Source organism: Arthrobacter sp. NQ4, assembly GCF_029077345.1.
In the GTDB taxonomy this organism is placed as follows: Bacteria; Actinomycetota; Actinomycetes; order Actinomycetales; family Micrococcaceae; genus Arthrobacter.
Map to the genome: position 1 here is coordinate 1 of NZ_JARETC010000018.1, position 16,667 is coordinate 16,667.

18 protein-coding genes are annotated in these 16,667 nt (G+C 66.2%); 12 read left to right on the forward strand and 6 right to left on the reverse strand.

The window, feature by feature from the left end:
• Positions 1-128: 128 nt before the first annotated feature.
• Positions 129-872: a GAF and ANTAR domain-containing protein gene (locus tag PUN51_RS19615; RefSeq protein ID WP_159630603.1), complete on the reverse strand. Its 744-nt coding sequence runs from the start codon at positions 870-872 to the stop codon at positions 129-131.
• A gap of 288 nt (positions 873-1,160) precedes the next feature.
• On the opposite strand from PUN51_RS19615, the gene PUN51_RS19620 reads away from it, so the two are divergent.
• The 4 genes from PUN51_RS19620 to PUN51_RS19635 all read left to right on the forward strand — a co-directional run bounded on the left by PUN51_RS19620 (position 1,161) and on the right by PUN51_RS19635 (position 5,639).
• The gene (locus PUN51_RS19620) at positions 1,161-1,754 is read left to right on the forward strand and encodes an adenylate kinase (RefSeq protein ID WP_159630605.1); all 594 of its coding nucleotides are present in this window, start codon (positions 1,161-1,163) and stop codon (positions 1,752-1,754) included.
• A gap of 45 nt (positions 1,755-1,799) precedes the next feature.
• Entirely contained in the window at positions 1,800-2,678 is an 879-nt protein-coding gene (locus PUN51_RS19625; protein ID WP_224027075.1) for an NAD-dependent epimerase/dehydratase family protein, read from the forward strand.
• 131 nt (positions 2,679-2,809) lie between these two features.
• Positions 2,810-4,654 (forward strand): S8 family serine peptidase, encoded by a 1,845-nt coding sequence (locus PUN51_RS19630; RefSeq protein WP_275182231.1) that lies wholly within the window; start codon positions 2,810-2,812, stop codon positions 4,652-4,654.
• A gap of 187 nt (positions 4,655-4,841) precedes the next feature.
• On the forward strand, positions 4,842-5,639 hold the full coding sequence (locus PUN51_RS19635; protein ID WP_224027073.1) for a phosphatase PAP2 family protein: 798 nt from the start codon (positions 4,842-4,844) through the stop codon (positions 5,637-5,639).
• Between the two features lie 101 nt (positions 5,640-5,740).
• Here PUN51_RS19635 and PUN51_RS19640 read toward each other — a convergent pair whose 3' ends face one another.
• Positions 5,741-6,058, reverse strand: coding sequence for a MerR family transcriptional regulator (locus PUN51_RS19640; RefSeq protein ID WP_159630611.1), 318 nt, complete (start codon positions 6,056-6,058; stop codon positions 5,741-5,743).
• Between the two features lie 142 nt (positions 6,059-6,200).
• Here PUN51_RS19640 and PUN51_RS19645 point away from each other — a divergent pair, with 142 nt between their 5' ends.
• The 4 genes from PUN51_RS19645 (at position 6,201) to PUN51_RS19660 (ending at position 9,247) form a co-directional block, all read left to right on the forward strand.
• Positions 6,201-6,626, forward strand: coding sequence for an Hsp20/alpha crystallin family protein (locus PUN51_RS19645; protein ID WP_159635154.1), 426 nt, complete (start codon positions 6,201-6,203; stop codon positions 6,624-6,626).
• 60 nt (positions 6,627-6,686) lie between these two features.
• Complete coding sequence (locus tag PUN51_RS19650; RefSeq protein ID WP_159630613.1) at positions 6,687-7,064, forward strand: J domain-containing protein; 378 nt, start codon at positions 6,687-6,689, stop codon at positions 7,062-7,064.
• A 108-nt stretch (positions 7,065-7,172) separates the two neighbouring features.
• Positions 7,173-7,550, forward strand: coding sequence for a hypothetical protein (locus PUN51_RS19655; protein ID WP_275182232.1), 378 nt, complete (start codon positions 7,173-7,175; stop codon positions 7,548-7,550).
• Positions 7,551-7,648: 98 nt separating this feature from the next.
• A complete protein-coding gene (locus PUN51_RS19660) occupies positions 7,649-9,247 on the forward strand; it encodes a glycoside hydrolase family 1 protein (RefSeq protein ID WP_275182233.1) in 1,599 nt (532 codons plus the stop codon).
• 27 nt (positions 9,248-9,274) lie between these two features.
• Here PUN51_RS19660 and PUN51_RS19665 read toward each other — a convergent pair whose 3' ends face one another.
• Positions 9,275-10,387, reverse strand: a complete 1,113-nt coding sequence (locus tag PUN51_RS19665; RefSeq protein WP_275182234.1) for an App1 family protein — start codon at positions 10,385-10,387, stop codon at positions 9,275-9,277.
• A 32-nt stretch (positions 10,388-10,419) separates the two neighbouring features.
• Positions 10,420-11,151 (reverse strand): DUF72 domain-containing protein, encoded by a 732-nt coding sequence (locus tag PUN51_RS19670; protein ID WP_224027068.1) that lies wholly within the window; start codon positions 11,149-11,151, stop codon positions 10,420-10,422.
• Positions 11,152-11,214: 63 nt separating this feature from the next.
• Here PUN51_RS19670 and PUN51_RS19675 point away from each other — a divergent pair, with 63 nt between their 5' ends.
• The 3 genes from PUN51_RS19675 to PUN51_RS19685 all read left to right on the forward strand — a co-directional run bounded on the left by PUN51_RS19675 (position 11,215) and on the right by PUN51_RS19685 (position 14,149).
• Positions 11,215-13,023, forward strand: coding sequence for a glycoside hydrolase family 15 protein (locus tag PUN51_RS19675; protein ID WP_224027067.1), 1,809 nt, complete (start codon positions 11,215-11,217; stop codon positions 13,021-13,023).
• Positions 13,024-13,136: 113 nt separating this feature from the next.
• Positions 13,137-13,427: a ribosomal protein L7/L12 gene (locus PUN51_RS19680; RefSeq protein ID WP_141159327.1), complete on the forward strand. Its 291-nt coding sequence runs from the start codon at positions 13,137-13,139 to the stop codon at positions 13,425-13,427.
• Positions 13,427-14,149, forward strand: coding sequence for an HAD family hydrolase (locus PUN51_RS19685; RefSeq protein WP_275182235.1), 723 nt, complete (start codon positions 13,427-13,429; stop codon positions 14,147-14,149). Before PUN51_RS19680 ends, PUN51_RS19685 begins: the two co-directional genes overlap by 1 nt.
• A 5-nt stretch (positions 14,150-14,154) precedes the next feature.
• On the opposite strand, the gene PUN51_RS19690 is transcribed toward PUN51_RS19685, so the two are convergent.
• Positions 14,155-14,403, reverse strand: a complete 249-nt coding sequence (locus tag PUN51_RS19690; RefSeq protein ID WP_224027065.1) for a hypothetical protein — start codon at positions 14,401-14,403, stop codon at positions 14,155-14,157.
• A 189-nt stretch (positions 14,404-14,592) separates the two neighbouring features.
• Here PUN51_RS19690 and PUN51_RS19695 point away from each other — a divergent pair, with 189 nt between their 5' ends.
• Positions 14,593-15,774, forward strand: coding sequence for a zinc-dependent alcohol dehydrogenase (locus PUN51_RS19695; protein WP_275182236.1), 1,182 nt, complete (start codon positions 14,593-14,595; stop codon positions 15,772-15,774).
• 78 nt (positions 15,775-15,852) lie between these two features.
• Here the strand turns inward: PUN51_RS19695 and PUN51_RS19700 are convergent, their stop codons facing one another.
• Positions 15,853-16,665 (reverse strand): bifunctional allantoicase/(S)-ureidoglycine aminohydrolase, encoded by an 813-nt coding sequence (locus PUN51_RS19700; protein ID WP_275182237.1) that lies wholly within the window; start codon positions 16,663-16,665, stop codon positions 15,853-15,855.
• Between the last annotated feature and the right edge of the window lie 2 nt (positions 16,666-16,667).

Consider the following 16,667-nt stretch of genomic DNA (forward strand, 5'->3'; position numbering starts at 1 on the left):
AACGCGTTACGGTGGGACACGAGGACCTCCTGGTTTGTGTTCGCTCTCGACAAGCACCACACAACACCCGGAGGTCCTCTTATTGCTTCAAATCAACCCAGTGTCACCAACCTGGCGGGACAGTACACCTAGCCGTCGTAATGGGTGCGCGCCGGGCCCTGGCCCAGGGCATTCACCACGGCAGCAGCAACATCGTGCAGCTTGGTGTTGCGGGTGCTCGACGCGGTCTTCAGGATGGCAAAAGCGTCCTGCTGGCTGCATCGGTTCTGGGCCATGATGATGCCCACCGCCATATCGATGACCGTGCGGGACTCCAGCGTGGCACGGAGGTTCGCCGCCGTCTCGCTGTAATGCGCAAAGCGCACTGCAAGGCGGAGTGCCAGCGAGGTCTGGCTGACGAAATCTTCGGCGAACTTGAGCACGCGGCCCTCAAAGCGGTGGGCCCGGCCGGAGTACAGCAGCAGCGCTGCCTTGGTTTCGCCTTCAAGCCGGAAGGGAAGAGCCGCGACCGACCTGACTCCCCGTGCCACAACTGCCGTGGAGTATTCCGGCCAGCGGCCGTCCCCTTCGAGGTCCGGAGCGTGGACTGTCTCCTGGACGGTGAATGCCGTCAGGCTGGGGGTCTCGGCGAAGCTGTGCTCAAGGCGTCCGATGGACTTTGCTTCCCGGCTGCTGCTGGCTACGGTGGCGGTTTTCCGCTGCCGGAGCAGGGTGATGGCGCATAGCATCTCATCGCCTGGCTCCGAGAGGTTACGCGCGGACACCTGTGCCAGTTCATTGAGGAAGTCCTCAACATCGGAGCTGTTGAGGACCAGTTCATGCAGGTGCTCTGTGATGGATGTATCGGTTTTTGCTGTTGACTCGCTGGCCACGGTTTTCTGGTGCCATTCGTTCAGGTCAAAACGAGCCTGCAACACACAAGCACCCCGCAGCAGGGCGGGGAACCGGTGATGGTCGCTGGATCGACGAACTTTCCAACGGCCTGCTGCTAAACCGATAACCAGAGTATATACATCCCCGGCCGGGGCGAAGCCCATGTGCTTCCGGGCGGCGACAGCGCTTGCTGGCGCCGGGCAAGGACCAACCGGCACAATGATGCGGGAGCCGGTGCTGCCTCTGCCGGCCCGTTGACTGTGGTCCCGCCGCGGAAGGACAGGAACATGACCAGGCTTCTCATCATCGGCCCACCGGGCTCCGGCAAAGGAACCCAGGCCGAACACCTGGCGCGCCACTTCCAGGTCCCTGCCGTGTCCACCGGCGACATCTTCCGGAGCAACGTAAGCCGGAAGACAGACCTGGGGAACCAGGCTGCGCAGTATTTGGACGGCGGCCACTTCGTACCTGACCACCTAACCAACGCACTGGTCAAGGACCGGCTCCTTGAAGGCGACGCGAGGCACGGGTTCCTGCTGGACGGCTACCCCCGCACGGCGCCGCAGGCCGCCGAACTGGATGCCATGCTCGCGGCCCAGGGCCATGCGCTGGACGCCGTCATCGAACTGCAGGCGCCGGACGCCGAACTGGAGGAGCGGATGCAGCGCCGCGCTGCGGAACAGGGCCGCACGGACGACACCATCGATGTCTTCCGGCGCCGCCTGGACCTCTACCACCGCCAGACCCATGAAGTAGTCTCGGTGTACGCGGGCCGGGGCATCCTGGTGTCCGTCAACGGCAGCGGCGATCAAGGCGGGATCACCGCAGTGGCAATCGCCGCCGTCGAACAGTTCCTCGCAGCCCCGCGGCCCCCGTCCTGACCGAAACACCGCACGGTGAACGCACTCCAACAGAAGGAAACACTGATGAGAATTGCCGTTACAGGCGGAAACGGAAAACTGGGGCGGCACGTGGTGCGCCGGCTCACCGACGATGGCCACCAGGTCCTCACCCTGGACCGCGCTGGCGAGCGCAGCCCGGGGCTCCTGGTAGTGGACCTGCGCAACTACGGGCAGGTGGTGGACGCGCTGCTGGGGGTTGATGACCGGCATGACGGGTTCGACGCCGTGGTGCACCTGGGAGCCATTCCCGCCCCGGGCATCCTTCCGGACGCCGCCACGTTCGAGAACAACATGCTGTCCACCTACAACGTCTTCCAGGCCGCGCGGCGCGCCGGCATCAAGAAGGTGGTGTACGCGTCCAGCGAGACCGTGCTGGGGCTGCCGTTCGACATTGACCCGCCCTACATCCCGGTGGACGAGGAATACCCGCCGCGGCCGGAAAGCACCTACTCCCTGGTGAAGACGCTGGAGGAGCAGATGGCCGTGGAGATGACGCGGTGGGACCCGGAGCTGAGCATTACGGGGCTGCGGTTCTCCAACGTGATGGACGAGGCCGACTACGAAAAGTTCCCTTCCTTCGATGGGGACGCGATGCTGCGGAAGTGGAACCTGTGGGGCTACATCGACGGCAGGGACGGCGCGCAGGCCGTGGCGCGGGCGCTGGAGAACGCCAAGCCAGGATTCGAGGCCTTCATCATTGCCAATGCCGATACCGTCATGAGCCGGTCAAGCGCCGGCCTCGCAGCTGAGGTGTTCCCCGGCGTCAAGGTCACCAAGGAACTGGGCGAGCACGAAACGATGCTTTCCATCGACAAGGCACGGCGGCTGCTGGGCTTCGAGCCCGAGCACAGCTGGCGGAACCATGCAGCAGCCGGCTCCGGCTCTGGAGGAGGCCAGGGCTAGAACCGGGCCTGCAGTAACCGGGCCGCAGGAAACGCCGAAGGTTGGCACAGGATCATCCAAGGAGCCGGAAGCCGTGCGCTTCCGGCTCCTATCCTTTTGGTACCGCCAACCGCCACCGCAAGGACCCCCACATGCGTACCCGATTCTTCGTGCTGCCTGCGCTCACGGCGATGCTCTCCGCCGTCGTCCTTTCCACGGCAGCCCTGCCCGCCGCCGCTGCTCCTATCGCGGCTGCTGTCACTGTCCAACCCGCCGCCGCTGCAACCGGACGCTACATCGTCCAGTACGCCCCCACTGCGGACGTCGCCTCAGAGACGGCCGGACTGCGCGGCCAGGGCCTCGCCGTCGGCCGCACGTTTGAGCACGCAATCCATGGCGCCGTTGTCACCGCAACCCCCGCCCAGGCGGCAGCCCTTGCCAGGTCGGGGAAGGTGCTGTCGGTGGAACCGGACGCCCCCCTCACGGTTTCCGGGAACGAGCAGCCGGCCCCCTGGGGCCTGGACCGTGCCGACCAACGGGCGTTGCCGCTCTCCGGCAGCTACTCGTGGACCGGGTCCGGCGCCGGTGTGACGGCCTACGTGGTGGACACCGGCATCCTGGCCTCGCACAGCGACTTTGGCGGCCGGGTGGCGGCGGGCTGGACCGCCGTGGCGGATGGCAACGGCACCACTGACTGCAACGGCCACGGCACCCACGTAGCCGGAACGGTGGCAGGGTCCACGTACGGCGTCGCCAAGAGCGCCACCCTGGTGTCGGTCAGGGTGCTGGACTGCAGCGGGTCCGGCTACAACTCGGACGTGGTGGCCGGCCTGGACTGGATCGCCGCAAACCATGCAGCCGGAACACCGGCCGTGGCCAACCTCAGCCTGGGTGGAGCGGCCAGCAGCACGGTGGACAGCGCCGTCCAGGCCGTCCTGGCTGACGGCGTCACCACTGTGGTGGCCGCGGGCAACTCCGCTGTGGACGCCTGCACGGGCTCACCTGCCCGCGTGTCCGGCGCCGTCACCGTGGCGGCCAGCGATGCAACCGACAAGCAGGCATCGTTCTCCAACTTTGGGTCCTGCGTTGACCTGTATGCTCCCGGCGTCGGCATCACCTCCGACTACTACACCTCCACCACGGCCACGGCGTCCATGTCCGGAACATCCATGGCGGCTCCGCACACCGCCGGCGCCGCTGCCCTGCTGCTCTCGCAGAACCCCGCCCTGGCACCGGCGGACGTGGCCGCGGCACTGGCAGCCAATGCCACCTCCGGGGTGGTCACCGGCGTCACCGCGGGTACCCCGAACCGCCTGCTGTTTACCGGTGCGGACGCCACGGCTCCTGCCCCTGCTCCTGCCCCGACCGTCACCTCGGTTTCGCCGGCCGCCAAGGCCACCGCCGTGGCCGCGGGCACGAACGTGGCGGCCACCTTCAGCGTCGCCGTCCAGGGCGTGTCCGCCACGACCTTCGTGCTCAAAAACGCCGCAGGGACCAACATTGCCGCCACCGTCACGTACAACGCAACCACCAGGACCGCCACCCTTGACCCGGCCGCAAGCCTCGCCGCGGACACCACCTACACGGCCACCCTGGCCGGCGGAACCTCTGCCATCCGCGACGCGGCAGGCACGCCACTGGCCACCACCAGCTGGAGTTTCACCACCGGTCCCGCGCCCACCCTCACCAGCTACACCCCGGGCAGCAATGCGCTCCTGGTCCGCAGGAACAGCAACGTCAGCGCCACCTTCAGCGAAGCCGTCCAGGGCGCCGGCACCGCCACATTCACTTTGAAGAACGCTTCCACCGGTGCCTTGGTGGCAGCCTCTGTCTACCGCAACGGCACCACCAACCAGTGGATCCTCGATCCCCAGGAACCCCTGGCCGCCAAGGCCCGGTATACGGTGACCCTGGTTGGAGGGGCCGCCGGGATCCGCGACCTCGCCGGCAATCCGCTGGCCGGCCGGAGCTGGCAGTTCACCACCGGGTCGTACTAGTCGCCCGGACCGGCCCTGCCGTTGGCCGTGGCGGCCGCCCTGGCGCCCTACCTGGCCGGGGCCGGCTCCATGGCCGGTGACCCGGTGATGGAGTGAATGGCCAATCATGGGGATAATCTTCAGCCTAGGCATTCAACAACACGCATACACGGCGTGCATTCAACAGGGCGCAGGGACGGGCAGCACATTGGCACAAAAATCAGCAGGTTCCGCAGTCACGCAGAGAAACTCGGGCAGGTGGCACACCTTCCATGAGAAGTTCGTGGTGGAGGAGCGCTACATCGATCCTGCCGACCGGCGCCGCCTTTACCGTGCATCGGTCATCCTGGCGGTGGTGGGGCTGGCACTCTTTATCGCCACGCTGATCAGCGTGGTGCAGGGTGTCGGCCTTACCGTTGCAGACCAGCCGGTGCACGACTGGCTGCTGACAACCCGTTCAGGGGCACTTACCGCGTTCATGATCTTCCTGGCCGTGTTCTTCGGCCCCATCGCCCTGCCCATCATCGTGCTGGTGGTGATCCTCGTCTGGGGCTTCGCGGCCAAACACGCCTGGCGCCCCATCCTGCTGGCGTCCGCGATGCTGACCGGGGTGATCATCTCCCAGATCATCCTGCACATCGTCCAGCGCTCGCGGCCTCCCGTTGACCAGATGCTGTTCGGTGCGGACCAGACCTTCTCGTACCCGTCCGGGCACGTCCTGGGAGCCTGCGACTTCCTGCTGGTGGGCGCCTACCTGATCTTCTCCCGGCGCCGGAACCCCCGCTCAGCGGTGTTCGGTTTCATCGGGGCCGGAATCGGAATCATCCTCGCCATCGGCAGCCGGCTCTACCTGGGCTACCACTGGCCCACCGATACCCTTGCATCGTTTTCCCTCTCGCTGCTCATCCTGGGCGGAGTCATCGCGCTGGACACCTGGCGGACAGCGCGAATCCCCGGGGAGCCGGTCACGGGAGAGCTGTCGAAGGAAGAATCCGCCCGGGAGTAACGCCCTCCCCGGCAGGCTAATTCACTGCAGTTGCGTCACCGCGGCTGCTTGATTCCGGTTGTGTCGCTCGGCTGATTCGCTGCAGCCAGGTCCCGGCTGCATCACTGCGGCCGGGACCTGGCGCGCTTCAGGGCCCTGTGCAATTTCACATTCGCTGCCTCCAGCTCCAGGACCTTGGCAACGCCTGCCAGGTTCAGCCCCTCCTCGAGGAGCTCGCCGATCCGCTGCAGTACGGCAATGTCGTCATCGCTGTATTGGCGGGTGCCGCCTGCCGTCCTCGACGGCGTCAGCAGCCCCTTGGTTTCGTACAGCCTGATGTTCTGCTGCCCGGTTCCCGTGAGCTCCGCGGCCACCGAGATGGCGTACAGGGCCCGTGAGCCGGCGGAGCGCGCAGGCCGTCCCGCATCAGGTTCTGCCATGTGTACTCCCAAAAATCGCTGCGGCCCGTGTCTTGCTTCAGTTTCCCACGAGTGCTATAAAAAATCTATATCCACCGCCATAGATTAGGTGATAGTGGAGCAGACGCAGATCAACACTTGGAAGCTGAAGGAGTGGGAAATGATGTTGATGCGTACGGACCCGTTCCGTGAGCTGGACCGGCTCACGCAGCAGGTCTTTGGGACTGCCGCCCGTCCGGCCGCCATGCCCATGGACGCCTGGCAGGAGGACGGCGAGTTCGTGGTGGCGTTCGACCTTCCCGGAGTGAAGGTGGATTCGCTGGACCTGAACGTCGAGCGAAACGTCCTGACTGTGCGGGCCGAGCGCCAGGACCCCACGCAGCCCAATGTGGAACTGGTGGCCTCTGAGCGTCCCCGCGGCGTGTTCAGCCGCCAGCTGATCCTGGGCGACACCCTGGACACCGACAAGATCAAGGCCAGCTACGACCAGGGCGTCCTGACCCTGCGGATACCGGTTGCAGAACAGGCCAAGCCGCGCAGGATCGAAATCCAGACCCAGCAGGGCGGGATGCAGCAGATCAACACGTAGGGCTTTCCTTCGCGTGCCCCTGCCGGCCCGGCAGGGGCACCGGCGGAGCAGGAGGCTGGCATGAATGACGTCCCCGATTACTACACCATCCTCGGCGTGGGCCGGGATGCCACCCGGCAGGAAATCTCCCATGCGTACCGGGCCCTCATGCGCAGCCACCATCCGGACATGGACGGCGCGCAGGCGGACGGGAACAATCAGCCAGGGGGGAGCCAGCCGGCGGTGGCGCGCAACCCCGGGCAGCGTGACGAACTCCTGAGGATCATGCAGGCGTTCAACGTGCTGCGTGACCCCGGGCGCCGGGCCGAGTACGACCGGAGGCTGACGGCGGCGGTGCCCACCATCGTTCCGGTCCGCAAAGTCCGCAGCACCGGCGGCCCGTCCGGGCCTCCCATCCGTGTCACCCCCGTGCGGTGGGAGAGCGGGCCCTGGGCCTGAAAACGGCCCCGGCCCTAAAGCTGGTCCTGAATCCGGCCCTGAAGCGGGCCCTGAACCCCGTAAAACCAACCAACGCAGTGCCATTCATCCAAGGAGGCGGAAAGCTGCATGAGCGACTGGCGGCGCTACGATTCACACCTCATTCCCGCATTCCATGAGCGCTTTGAGCAGCGCTGGGGTCCGGGAACCGCGCCCTTCCTGGACCCCGAGGCGCACGAACAGCCGCTGCCGCGCGCGCAGTGGATCAACCCTGCCACCGGTGCGGCCTTGGCGGCGGTCCCGGTCTGGACGGCCGACGAGAGGCAGCAGCGTTCCTTCGGCGTGTTCTACCTGCCCCCGGCGGGGGACATCTGGGTCCTGCGGCCCGGGTACACCGGCTACCTGGAACCGTCCGACGGCGATTCCGAGCACCTGGTGACCCTGCGCAACGACGCCTTTCGCAAGGCAGTGGCGCACGCCAAGGAGTTCCTTTTCGGTTCACAGTAGCCGCCGGTGCCCGCCGCGGAGTTGCTGCTCGTCAGCCGTCCTGCGCTGTGACATTCTGGGACGTACCCAAACCACCGTGACCAAAAGGCTGGACCCCAATGCACATCACCGCCAAGGACCTCGCAGCGCTCATCCCCCCGGGGTTCACGCTTGGCGTCGCAACCGCAGCATTCCAGATTGAAGGGGCGCTGGATGAGGATGGCCGCGGGCCCTCGGGGTGGGACAGGTTCGCGGCCAGGCCCGGCGCCATCGTGGAGGACCACAGCCCCGTCGTGGCCACGGACCATTACCACCGGATGCCGCAGGACGTGGCCCTCCTGAAGCAGCTGGGCGTCGATTCCTACCGGTTCTCCTTCTCCTGGCCGCGCATCCAGCCCGGCGGGACCGGGCCGGCCAACCGCGCAGGGCTGGCGTTCTATGACCGGCTCCTGGACGAGCTCCTGGCCAACGGCATCTCGCCCATGGCCACCATCTACCACTGGGACACGCCCCTGGAACTGGATGAAGCAGGCGGCTGGATGAACCGGGACACCGCCTACCGGCTGGGGGAGTACGCCGCGATCGTGGCTGAGTCGTTCGGGGACCGGGTGGCACGCTGGGTCACCATCAACGAACCGGCCACCGTGAGCGCGAATGGCTATGCATTCGGCCTGCACTCACCCGGCAAGGAGCTGGCCCTGGGCGCCTTCCCCACCGTCCACCACCAGCTGCTGGGCCACGGGCTCGCCGTCCAGGCCCTGCGCGCTGCCAAGGTGCCGGGCGAAATCGGGATGACCAACGTCTACTCGCCCATGGTGCCGAACTCGATCAACCCGCTGGACAAGATCAGCGCCGGGGTTATGGACCTGGGCCAGAACCGGCTCTACGCGGACCCGGTCCTGACGGGCAAATACCCCGACCTGATCCGCGCCGCAAAGTTCTTCAGCTCCTTTGAACACCCCGACGAGGACATGGAGATCATTTCCCAGCCCCTGGACTTCTACGGGCTCAACTACTACATGCCCACCAAGGTGGCGGCGGGGCCAGGCAGCGGTACAGTGCCGTCAAGCATGGCGGAAGCCATGGGCAGCGACCTCAACGCCACGGGCAGCGGTGCCACGCCATTCCACGTGGAAGCCTGGCCGGAAGCGGACATCACCGCCTACGGGTGGCCGGTCAAGCCGGAGTACATGGCCGTGGCCCTGAAGGAGATGGCGGACCGGTATCCCAACCTGCCGCCGGTGATCATCACCGAAGGCGGGGCCAGCTTCGAGGACATCATCGTCCGGGACAAGTCCACCAACACCCGGTTCATCCCGGACGAGCGGCGGCTGAAGTACATCTCCGACCACCTTGAAACCGCACTGCGGGCCACGGCCCCCGGCGGCGTGGCAGAGTCCGTTGACCTGCGTGGCTACTACGTGTGGTCCTTCCTGGACAACTTCGAGTGGTCCGCCGGCTACAAGCAGCCCTTTGGCCTGCTGCACGTCGACTTTGAAACACTGGACCGCACGCCCAAGGCATCCTACTTCTGGTACCAGGAGCTCATCGAGGAACGTGACCTGGCTGCCGCTGCTGACGCCACCATCGCCCAGGCCGTGGTTCCGGATCTGCTCGGCAGTGAGGATGTGCTGGACCGTGAGGATTTGCTCGACAACGGGGAGTTGTTGGGCAATGAAGCGCCCGACGACGGCGCACCCCTGGGTGCCGGGGCGTAGGACGCAACGGGGCCGGCCCCGGAATGGTCAGCCCCGGAGCAGGTCCAGCATGGCGAGCTGCTTGGCGATGCCGGCGCCGTCCGGGGAGTAGATCCACGGCACCCGGGAGGTGGTGTGGTCGCCGTCCTCGGAGTGGCCGCCGGCGAAGACCGATTCGCTGACGGACAGCTGCCGGATGGCGATGGCCGCAACCTTTTCCGGGTTCCCGGCGGCGAAGGCGGAGTAGATGGCCTCATCATGCTGGCCGTTGTCGCCGATCAGGAGCCACCGCATGTCCGGGAATTCCTCGGCAAGCCGCTCCAGGTTGCGGTGCTTGTGGTCCTGGCCGCTGCGGAACCAGCGGTCCTGGGTAAGGCCCCAGTCCGTCAACAGCAGCGCACCCTTGGGGTACATGTTGCGGGTCAGGAAGCGCCCCAGCGTGGGGGCGGCGTTCCAGGGGCCGGTGGACAGGTAGATAACGGGGGCCTCGGGATGCTCAATGGTCAGCCGGTCCAGCAGCACGGCCATTCCCGGCGTGGCCATGCGCGCCCGTTCGCTGAGCACGAAGGTGTTCCACAGCGCCAGGAATGGCCGGGGCAGGGCGGTCACCATGACGGTGTCGTCAATGTCGGAGACGATGCCGAACTGCACGCCGGGCGCGATGACCTGGATCAGTGCTTCCGCCGGCTCGGTTCCCTCGGCGCGCAGGACTGCCGTATGCCAGCCGGGGGACAGCTGGACATCCACCTCGGTGTCGATGAGTCCGCCCCGGTCCGCCGTGACGTGGGTGACCACGTCGCCGATGGTGATTTCGACGTCGGTAAACTGCAGCGGCACCCCGGTGAAGGCGCGCCAGCCCCGGATGTTCTGGTTCCCGTTTTTCGCTTCGTGCTCGGCTTTGCTTCCCGGTAACGGCTTCTGGGTCAGCAGCACCCGCCCCAGCACCCGTACACGGGTGGTGGAACCGTAGCCCTGGTAGGCGATGGTCTGCGGCACGAAGTCCCACCGTTTGGCGAGGGTGATCCGGACATCGTTGACCGCATCAGAAAGCCTGTGCGCCAGCCGGAAGAACTGGCTTCCCGACAGTGCGTACTGGCCTTTTTTGTTCTGCCGCGGTGTGTGTGCCGTGTCCTGGGCTGGGTTCTGCGGAGCCGTGTCCATGCCCTAACTCTGCCACAGGGCGGCAGCAGGCATCAGCTGACGCCCAGGAAAGCCCGCAGGGTCTCGGCGTTCCGCACAGCGTTCCCGCCGCCGTCGTTGTTGAAGTAGGCGTACACGTCGATGCCCGCGCCGTCCCACTCGCGGATCCGGTCTGCCCACCAGTGCATGTCGGCGTCCGAGTAGGAGCCGCCGTACAGGTGCTCGTGATCCGGCCCGTGAAGCCGGACGTAGGCGAACGGCGCGGTGGTGCGCAGGATGCAGGGGAGGTTGGCGCCGCTCATGATGCAGTAGGCCGCCTGGTGCCGCTCCAGCAGGGCGAACACTTCGGGGCAATCCCAGCTGGGGTGCCTGAACTCCACGGCCACCCTGATCCAGGAGGGGAGCGCGGCCAGGAAATAATCCAGCCGGGCGTCGTCGCGCTCCAGCTGCGGCGGCAGCTGGACCAGGAGCACGGCCCGTTTGTCCCCCAGCTCATGCCAGCACCTGGTGATGCGCTCAATCCACACCTCCGGTGAATAGAGCTTGCGTGCGTGGGTCAGCCCGCGGGGTGCCTTGACGGACATGCTGAATCCGGGCGGGAGGCGCCTGTTCCAGCCTGCGAAGGTGGTGTCCCTGGGCCACCGGTAGAAACTGGCGTTCAGTTCAACCGTGCTGAACCTGGCGACGTAGCACTGGAGCCTGTCCCGGACGGGCAGCCCGGGCGGGTACAGGACGTTCTCCCAGTGGTCGTAGCTCCAGCCGGAGGTGCCGATGTGGATAGCCATTTGCCTCAGGCTACACCTGCACATTCCCCTTCCCTTCGGAGCCCTGTGTGGCAGGGTAATGTCATGGCGCGAATCGAAGACTATGCGGTAGTTGGCGACCTTCAAACAGGGGCGCTGGTCAGCAAGGAAGGCTCCATTGACTGGCTCTGCCTCCCGCGGTTCGATTCCCCGGCGTGCTTCAACGCCCTGCTGGACACCCCTGACTCGGGTCGCTGGCTGCTGGCGCCGGAGGGCGGCGGACCGTGCACCCGGCGGAGCTACCGCGACGGCAGCCTGGTGCTGGATACGGAGTGGGAGACGCCGGACGGAACGGTGCGGGTCACGGACTTCATGCCGCCCAGGGATTCCGTTGCTGACATTGTCCGCATCGTGGAGGGCATCAGCGGCACAGTCAAGATGCACGGGGAGCTGGTCCTGAGGTTCGACTACGGCCACATCGTGCCATGGGTCCGCAAGGACAAGCGCGGGCTGCACGCCATTGCCGGCCCGGACGCCGTCTACCTGGTCACCCCTGCGCCCCTGCACGGCGAGAACATGCACACCATCAGCGACTTCACCGTGAGCGCCGGCGAGAAGGTGCCGTTCGTGCTCACCTGGGCACCAAGCCATGTGGGCCGGCCGGTCAGTGTTGATGCCGAGGACGTCCTTGACAGCACCTACGCATTCTGGCGGGGCTGGTCCTCGCAGTGCACCGTCAAGGGAAAATACCAGGACGCGGTGGTCCGATCCCTGGTGACGCTCAAGGCGCTCACCTATGCCCCCACCGGGGGCATCGTCGCCGCCGTCACCACATCCCTTCCGGAGCAGCCGGGCGGCCAGCGGAACTGGGACTACCGCTACTGCTGGCTGCGGGATGCCGCCATGACCCTGCAGGCCCTGCTGGCCGCCGGATACACCGCCGAGGCGGCCGCCTGGCGGGACTGGCTGCTCCGGGCCGTGGCCGGCGACCCCGCCGACCTGCAGATCATGTACGGAATCCATGGCGAGCGGCGGCTGCCCGAGATGGAGCTGCCCTGGCTGAAGGGCTACGAAAACTCGTCACCTGTGCGGATCGGAAACGCGGCTGCGGAACAGTTCCAGCTGGATGTGTGGGGCGAGGTCCTTGACTGCCTCGCGCTGACCCGGAACTCGCTGCTGAAGCACACGGATGAGGCCTGGGACGTGCAGATCGCCCTGATGGAGCACCTGGAAACCATCTGGGACCAGCCGGACAACGGGCTCTGGGAGATGCGGGGGCCGCGCCGGCACTTCACCCACTCCAAGGTCATGGCGTGGGTGGCCGCGGACCGGATGGTGAAGGGCGTGCGGGAGTCCGGGCTGCCGGGTCCGGTGGAGCGCTGGGAGGCGCTGCGGGAGCAGATCCGCGGGGACATCATGGCCAACGGGTTCGATGCCCGGCGCAATACGTTTGTGCAGTCCTACGGCCGGCCGGAGCTCGATGCCAGCCTGCTGCTGATTCCGAGGGTGGGTTTCCTGCCGAACGACGACCCCAAGGTCATAGGAACCATCGACGCCATTCAGCGGGAGCTGACCCAGGACGGTTTCGTGCTGCGGTACAAGCCGGAAGAGAGCGACGACGGCCTGCCGGGCGACGAGGGCGTCTTCCTGGCGTGCTCATTCTGGATGGTGGAGGCGCTCCTGGGGGCGGGGCGCCACGAGGAATCGCGCGAGCTCTTCGAACGCCTGCTGGAACTGCGCAACGACGTGGGGCTCCTGAGCGAGGAGTGGGCGGTGAAAGCCGGGCGCCAACTGGGTAACACACCGCAGGCATTCAGCCACTTCGCCCTTGTGACTAGCGCCCTGGAGCTTCATCAGGATACGGTTCGGCGCAGTGACACCCCCCTTCCGTCTGCACAGGCGGATACGCGCTGAGGCGGCGCGGACGGGGCCGGAACTTCTCCTTCGCAGGATAGATAAGTATACTTACTAACACCTCATGGAGTGCTCCCAAGCACAGTGCCGTGATTGACGGAGGAGTGATAGTTATGGCCGGATTTTTTGAACTCGTGGATGCCCCTGACGGCGGTTACCGGATCAGGATGATGGACGGAAGCGGGAACCTGATGGCCATCTCGGTTACCTTCCCCACCAAGCGGGCCGCTGTGGCGGGCGTTGCGATGGCCCGGGAAATTGCCGGCACGGGCCTGATCCGGGACAAGAGCCTGGACGGCGCCGGATCCGTCATCCGGGAACGCGTCCGGCCGGTCAGTTCTCCCAAGGAGGAAGCGGCCAAGCTGAAAAAGGCCCCCGGCGCCCGACGGGCAGCGGTGGGCTGATGGCCGAATCCACCACACCCCCTGGCGGCCCCCGCCGGGGGGTCCTGTTTGACGTCGACGGTACGCTGATCGACTCGTCGTACATCCATACCATCGCCTGGTGGAATGCCTTCCGCCAGTATGGCCACGACGTCCCCATGGCAGCCATCCACCAGCTCGTGGGCATGGGCGGCGCCCGGCTGGTGGACACCCTCCTTCCGGATGGCCGGAACCGGGATGAGGATGAGGACATCATGGCCAGCCATGGCGCGCTGTATGCCTCGCACTGGCCCTCGCTCCGCACCCTTGATGGCGCCAAGGACCTGCTGGGCCAGTGCCATGCCGGAGGCCTGGCCGTGGCCCTGGCGTCCTCGGCGCGGGAAAGGGACCTGCAGGTCATGCGCTCCGTGCTGGACGCCGACTCCTTCATTGATGCCGCCACCAGCGCCAACGACGCGGAGGAGAGCAAGCCTGCACCGGACATCCTGGAAGCCGCCCTGGAGGCCGTGGGTGTCGAGGCTGCCAATGCCGTTTACGTGGGCGACGCTGTATGGGACATGAAGGCGGCGGGCGCGCTGGGCATTCCTGCCATCGGACTTACCTGCGGTGGAATCCAGGCGGCACAGCTCCGCGAAGCGGGTGCCGTTGAGGTCTTCGACGGGCCGCGCCAGTTGCTCCAGAACCTGGGCTCAAGCGCCATCGGCCGGCTGCTTGCGCTGCAGCCGCACCGCCAGGAAGGCTGACCGGCCTACAGTGGCTGCCCGCCCGGCACGGAATCCTCGTCGCCGGCGATGGCGGGCTTTGTCCACGACACCACCACCTTCACCGAGCCGTCGTCGTTCCGCTCGATGTCGGTGGCCACCTCTGTGGCCGGCGCCCCCATTTCCCGGACGCGCGTGCGGTAGGTGCTGACCAGTTCCGCCAGGCTTTCTTCCGTCCATTCACCCGGACGCATGCGGGTGGAGATCTCGACCGGTTCCGGCTGGTACAACGACATGGCGTTCCTCTTTCACGTGGTCTTCCCTTGGTCCCTTCCTACGCTATGAGCAGCCGACGGCGGCCACAAGCTTTTAATCAGCATGCTTACTTTTTTCGCCCAAAACAGATAGCGTCGAAGAAAGGGTGCCGCGGGTGCCCTGCCCCGCCCCGGGAGAACCCCAGGGGCACAGCAGACGAAAGGGAGATTGTGAAAGCACTGACGTGGCAAGGAAAGCGGTCGGTAAGCGTTGAAGAAGTGCCCGATCCCGTCATCCAGGAACCCACGGACGCGATCGTCCGGATCACCTCCACCGCGATCTGCGGCTCCGACCTGCACCTCTATGAGGTCCTGGGCCCCTACATGCACAAGGGCGACGTCATTGGCCACGAGCCGATGGGCATCGTGGAGGAAGTAGGCAGTGGCGTTTCGAATCTCCGCAAGGGCGACCGCGTGGTGGTTCCGTTCAATATTTCCTGCGGCTCCTGTTACATGTGCAAGCAGGGCCTGCAGTCCCAGTGTGAGACCACCCAGGTCAAGGAAAAGGGATCCGGTGCCGCCCTCTTCGGCTACTCCGAGCTGTACGGGTCAGTCCCCGGCGGCCAGGCCGAGTACCTGCGCGTGCCGCACGCCGATTACGGGCCCGTGAAGGTGGGCAGCGAGCTTCCGGACGAACGCTACCTGTTCCTTTCCGACATCCTCCCCACCGCCTGGCAGGCCGTGGAATACGCGGACGTCCCGGCGGGCGGCACGCTCGCAGTGTTCGGCCTGGGGCCGGTTGGCCAGTTCGCCAGCCGCATCGGGGTGCACCGCGGTTTCCGGGTTATTGGCATCGACCCCGTCGTTGAACGGCGGGAAATGGCGGCACGGCACGGCGTGGAAACGCTCGATTACAGCAAGACCATTGGAGACGAACTCCGGGACATGACCGCCGGGCGCGGCCCGGACGCGGTGGTTGACGCCGTCGGCATGGAAGCCCATGGATCCCCGGTGGCAGGATTTGCCCACCAGGCGCTGGGCCTCCTGCCCGACAAGCTGGCCCAGAAGGCGATGGAGACCGGCGGCGTGGACCGACTCGCGGCCCTGCACGCCTCCATCGACGCGGTACGCCGCGGCGGCACGCTGTCCCTGAGCGGCGTGTACGGCGGACAGGCCAGCCCCATGCCGATGCTCACCATGTTCGACAAGCAGCTCCAGGTGCGCATGGGCCAGTGCAACGTGCGTCGCTGGACCGATGACATCCTCCCGCTCGTGGAGGACGACGGCGATCCGCTGGGTGTCATGGACCTGGTCACCCACCGTTCGGGCCTGGACGGGGCGCCTGCCCTGTACGAGAAGTTCCAGAAGAAGGAAGACGGCTGCATCAAGGTGGTCCTGAACCCCGGCGCCTGACCAACAGCATCAACAGCAGAGGCCGTTATGGACATTCCATAACGGCCTCTGCTGTCTGCCCGGATGGGTCAGGGGCGCTTAGGTGAGCTTCACCTGGCGGTTCATGTCCTTGTAGAGCAGGTAGCGGAATTCACCGGGGCCACCGGCATAGCAGGCCTGCGGGCAGAAGGCGCGCAGCCACATGAAGTCGCCCGCCTCCACCTCCACCCAGTCGTTGTTCAGCAGGTACATGGCCTTGCCTTCCAGCACGTACAGGCCGTGTTCCATCACATGCGTTTCGGGGAACGGGATGACCCCGCCGGGCTGGAACGTCACGATGTTCACCTGCATGTCATGGGCGAGGTCGTTCGAGTCCGTGAACCGCGTGGTCTTCCAGACGTCATTGGTGTCCGGCATGGACGTGGGCTCCACGTCCTTTTCGTTGGTGACGAAGGACTTGGCCTCGTACCCTTCCAGGCGCTCGTAGGCCTTGCGGATCCAGTGGAAGGACACGACATCGTCAGAGACGTTTTCCAGGCCCCATTCCGAACCTGCAGCCAGGTAGGCGTAGCCGCCCTCCTCCAGCGGGTGCAGTTCGCCGTCCAGGGTGAGGTTGACCTTGCCCCGCGTCACGAAAAGGACGCCCTCCACCCCGGCCTCGAATTCGGCCTTCGGGGCCCCGCCACCCGGGCCGATCTCGACGATCAGCTGGGAGAAGGTGGTGGCGAAACCCGAGATGGGACGGGCGATGATCCACGACCGGGTGTTCGAAAAACCCGGCAGGTTGGACGTGACGATGTCCGTCATGACGCCCTTGGGGATCACCGTGTAGGCCTCGGTGACGATGGCCCGTTCGGTGGTGAGGTGGGTCTGCGGCGGGAGTCCGCCGCTGGGGGAGTAGTACTTGCCCATGA

What these genes read in the sequence shown, in the direction of transcription:
- PUN51_RS19660 (WP_275182233.1), top strand. Translation starts at nt 7,649, where the DNA reads ATGCACATCACCGCCAAGGACCTCGCAGCGCTCATCCCCCCGGGGTTC.
- PUN51_RS19650 (WP_159630613.1), top strand. Translation starts at nt 6,687, where the DNA reads ATGAATGACGTCCCCGATTACTACACCATCCTCGGCGTGGGCCGGGAT.
- PUN51_RS19690 (WP_224027065.1), bottom strand. Translation starts at nt 14,403, where the DNA reads ATGTCGTTGTACCAGCCGGAACCGGTCGAGATCTCCACCCGCATGCGT.
- PUN51_RS19680 (WP_141159327.1), top strand. Translation starts at nt 13,137, where the DNA reads ATGGCCGGATTTTTTGAACTCGTGGATGCCCCTGACGGCGGTTACCGG.
- PUN51_RS19685 (WP_275182235.1), top strand. Translation starts at nt 13,427, where the DNA reads ATGGCCGAATCCACCACACCCCCTGGCGGCCCCCGCCGGGGGGTCCTG.
- PUN51_RS19620 (WP_159630605.1), top strand. Translation starts at nt 1,161, where the DNA reads ATGACCAGGCTTCTCATCATCGGCCCACCGGGCTCCGGCAAAGGAACC.
- PUN51_RS19665 (WP_275182234.1), bottom strand. Translation starts at nt 10,387, where the DNA reads ATGGACACGGCTCCGCAGAACCCAGCCCAGGACACGGCACACACACCG.
- PUN51_RS19655 (WP_275182232.1), top strand. Translation starts at nt 7,173, where the DNA reads ATGAGCGACTGGCGGCGCTACGATTCACACCTCATTCCCGCATTCCAT.
- PUN51_RS19625 (WP_224027075.1), top strand. Translation starts at nt 1,800, where the DNA reads ATGAGAATTGCCGTTACAGGCGGAAACGGAAAACTGGGGCGGCACGTG.
- PUN51_RS19640 (WP_159630611.1), bottom strand. Translation starts at nt 6,058, where the DNA reads ATGGCAGAACCTGATGCGGGACGGCCTGCGCGCTCCGCCGGCTCACGG.
- PUN51_RS19645 (WP_159635154.1), top strand. Translation starts at nt 6,201, where the DNA reads ATGTTGATGCGTACGGACCCGTTCCGTGAGCTGGACCGGCTCACGCAG.
- PUN51_RS19675 (WP_224027067.1), top strand. Translation starts at nt 11,215, where the DNA reads ATGGCGCGAATCGAAGACTATGCGGTAGTTGGCGACCTTCAAACAGGG.
- PUN51_RS19700 (WP_275182237.1), bottom strand. Translation starts at nt 16,665, where the DNA reads ATGGGCAAGTACTACTCCCCCAGCGGCGGACTCCCGCCGCAGACCCAC.
- PUN51_RS19630 (WP_275182231.1), top strand. Translation starts at nt 2,810, where the DNA reads ATGCGTACCCGATTCTTCGTGCTGCCTGCGCTCACGGCGATGCTCTCC.
- PUN51_RS19670 (WP_224027068.1), bottom strand. Translation starts at nt 11,151, where the DNA reads ATGGCTATCCACATCGGCACCTCCGGCTGGAGCTACGACCACTGGGAG.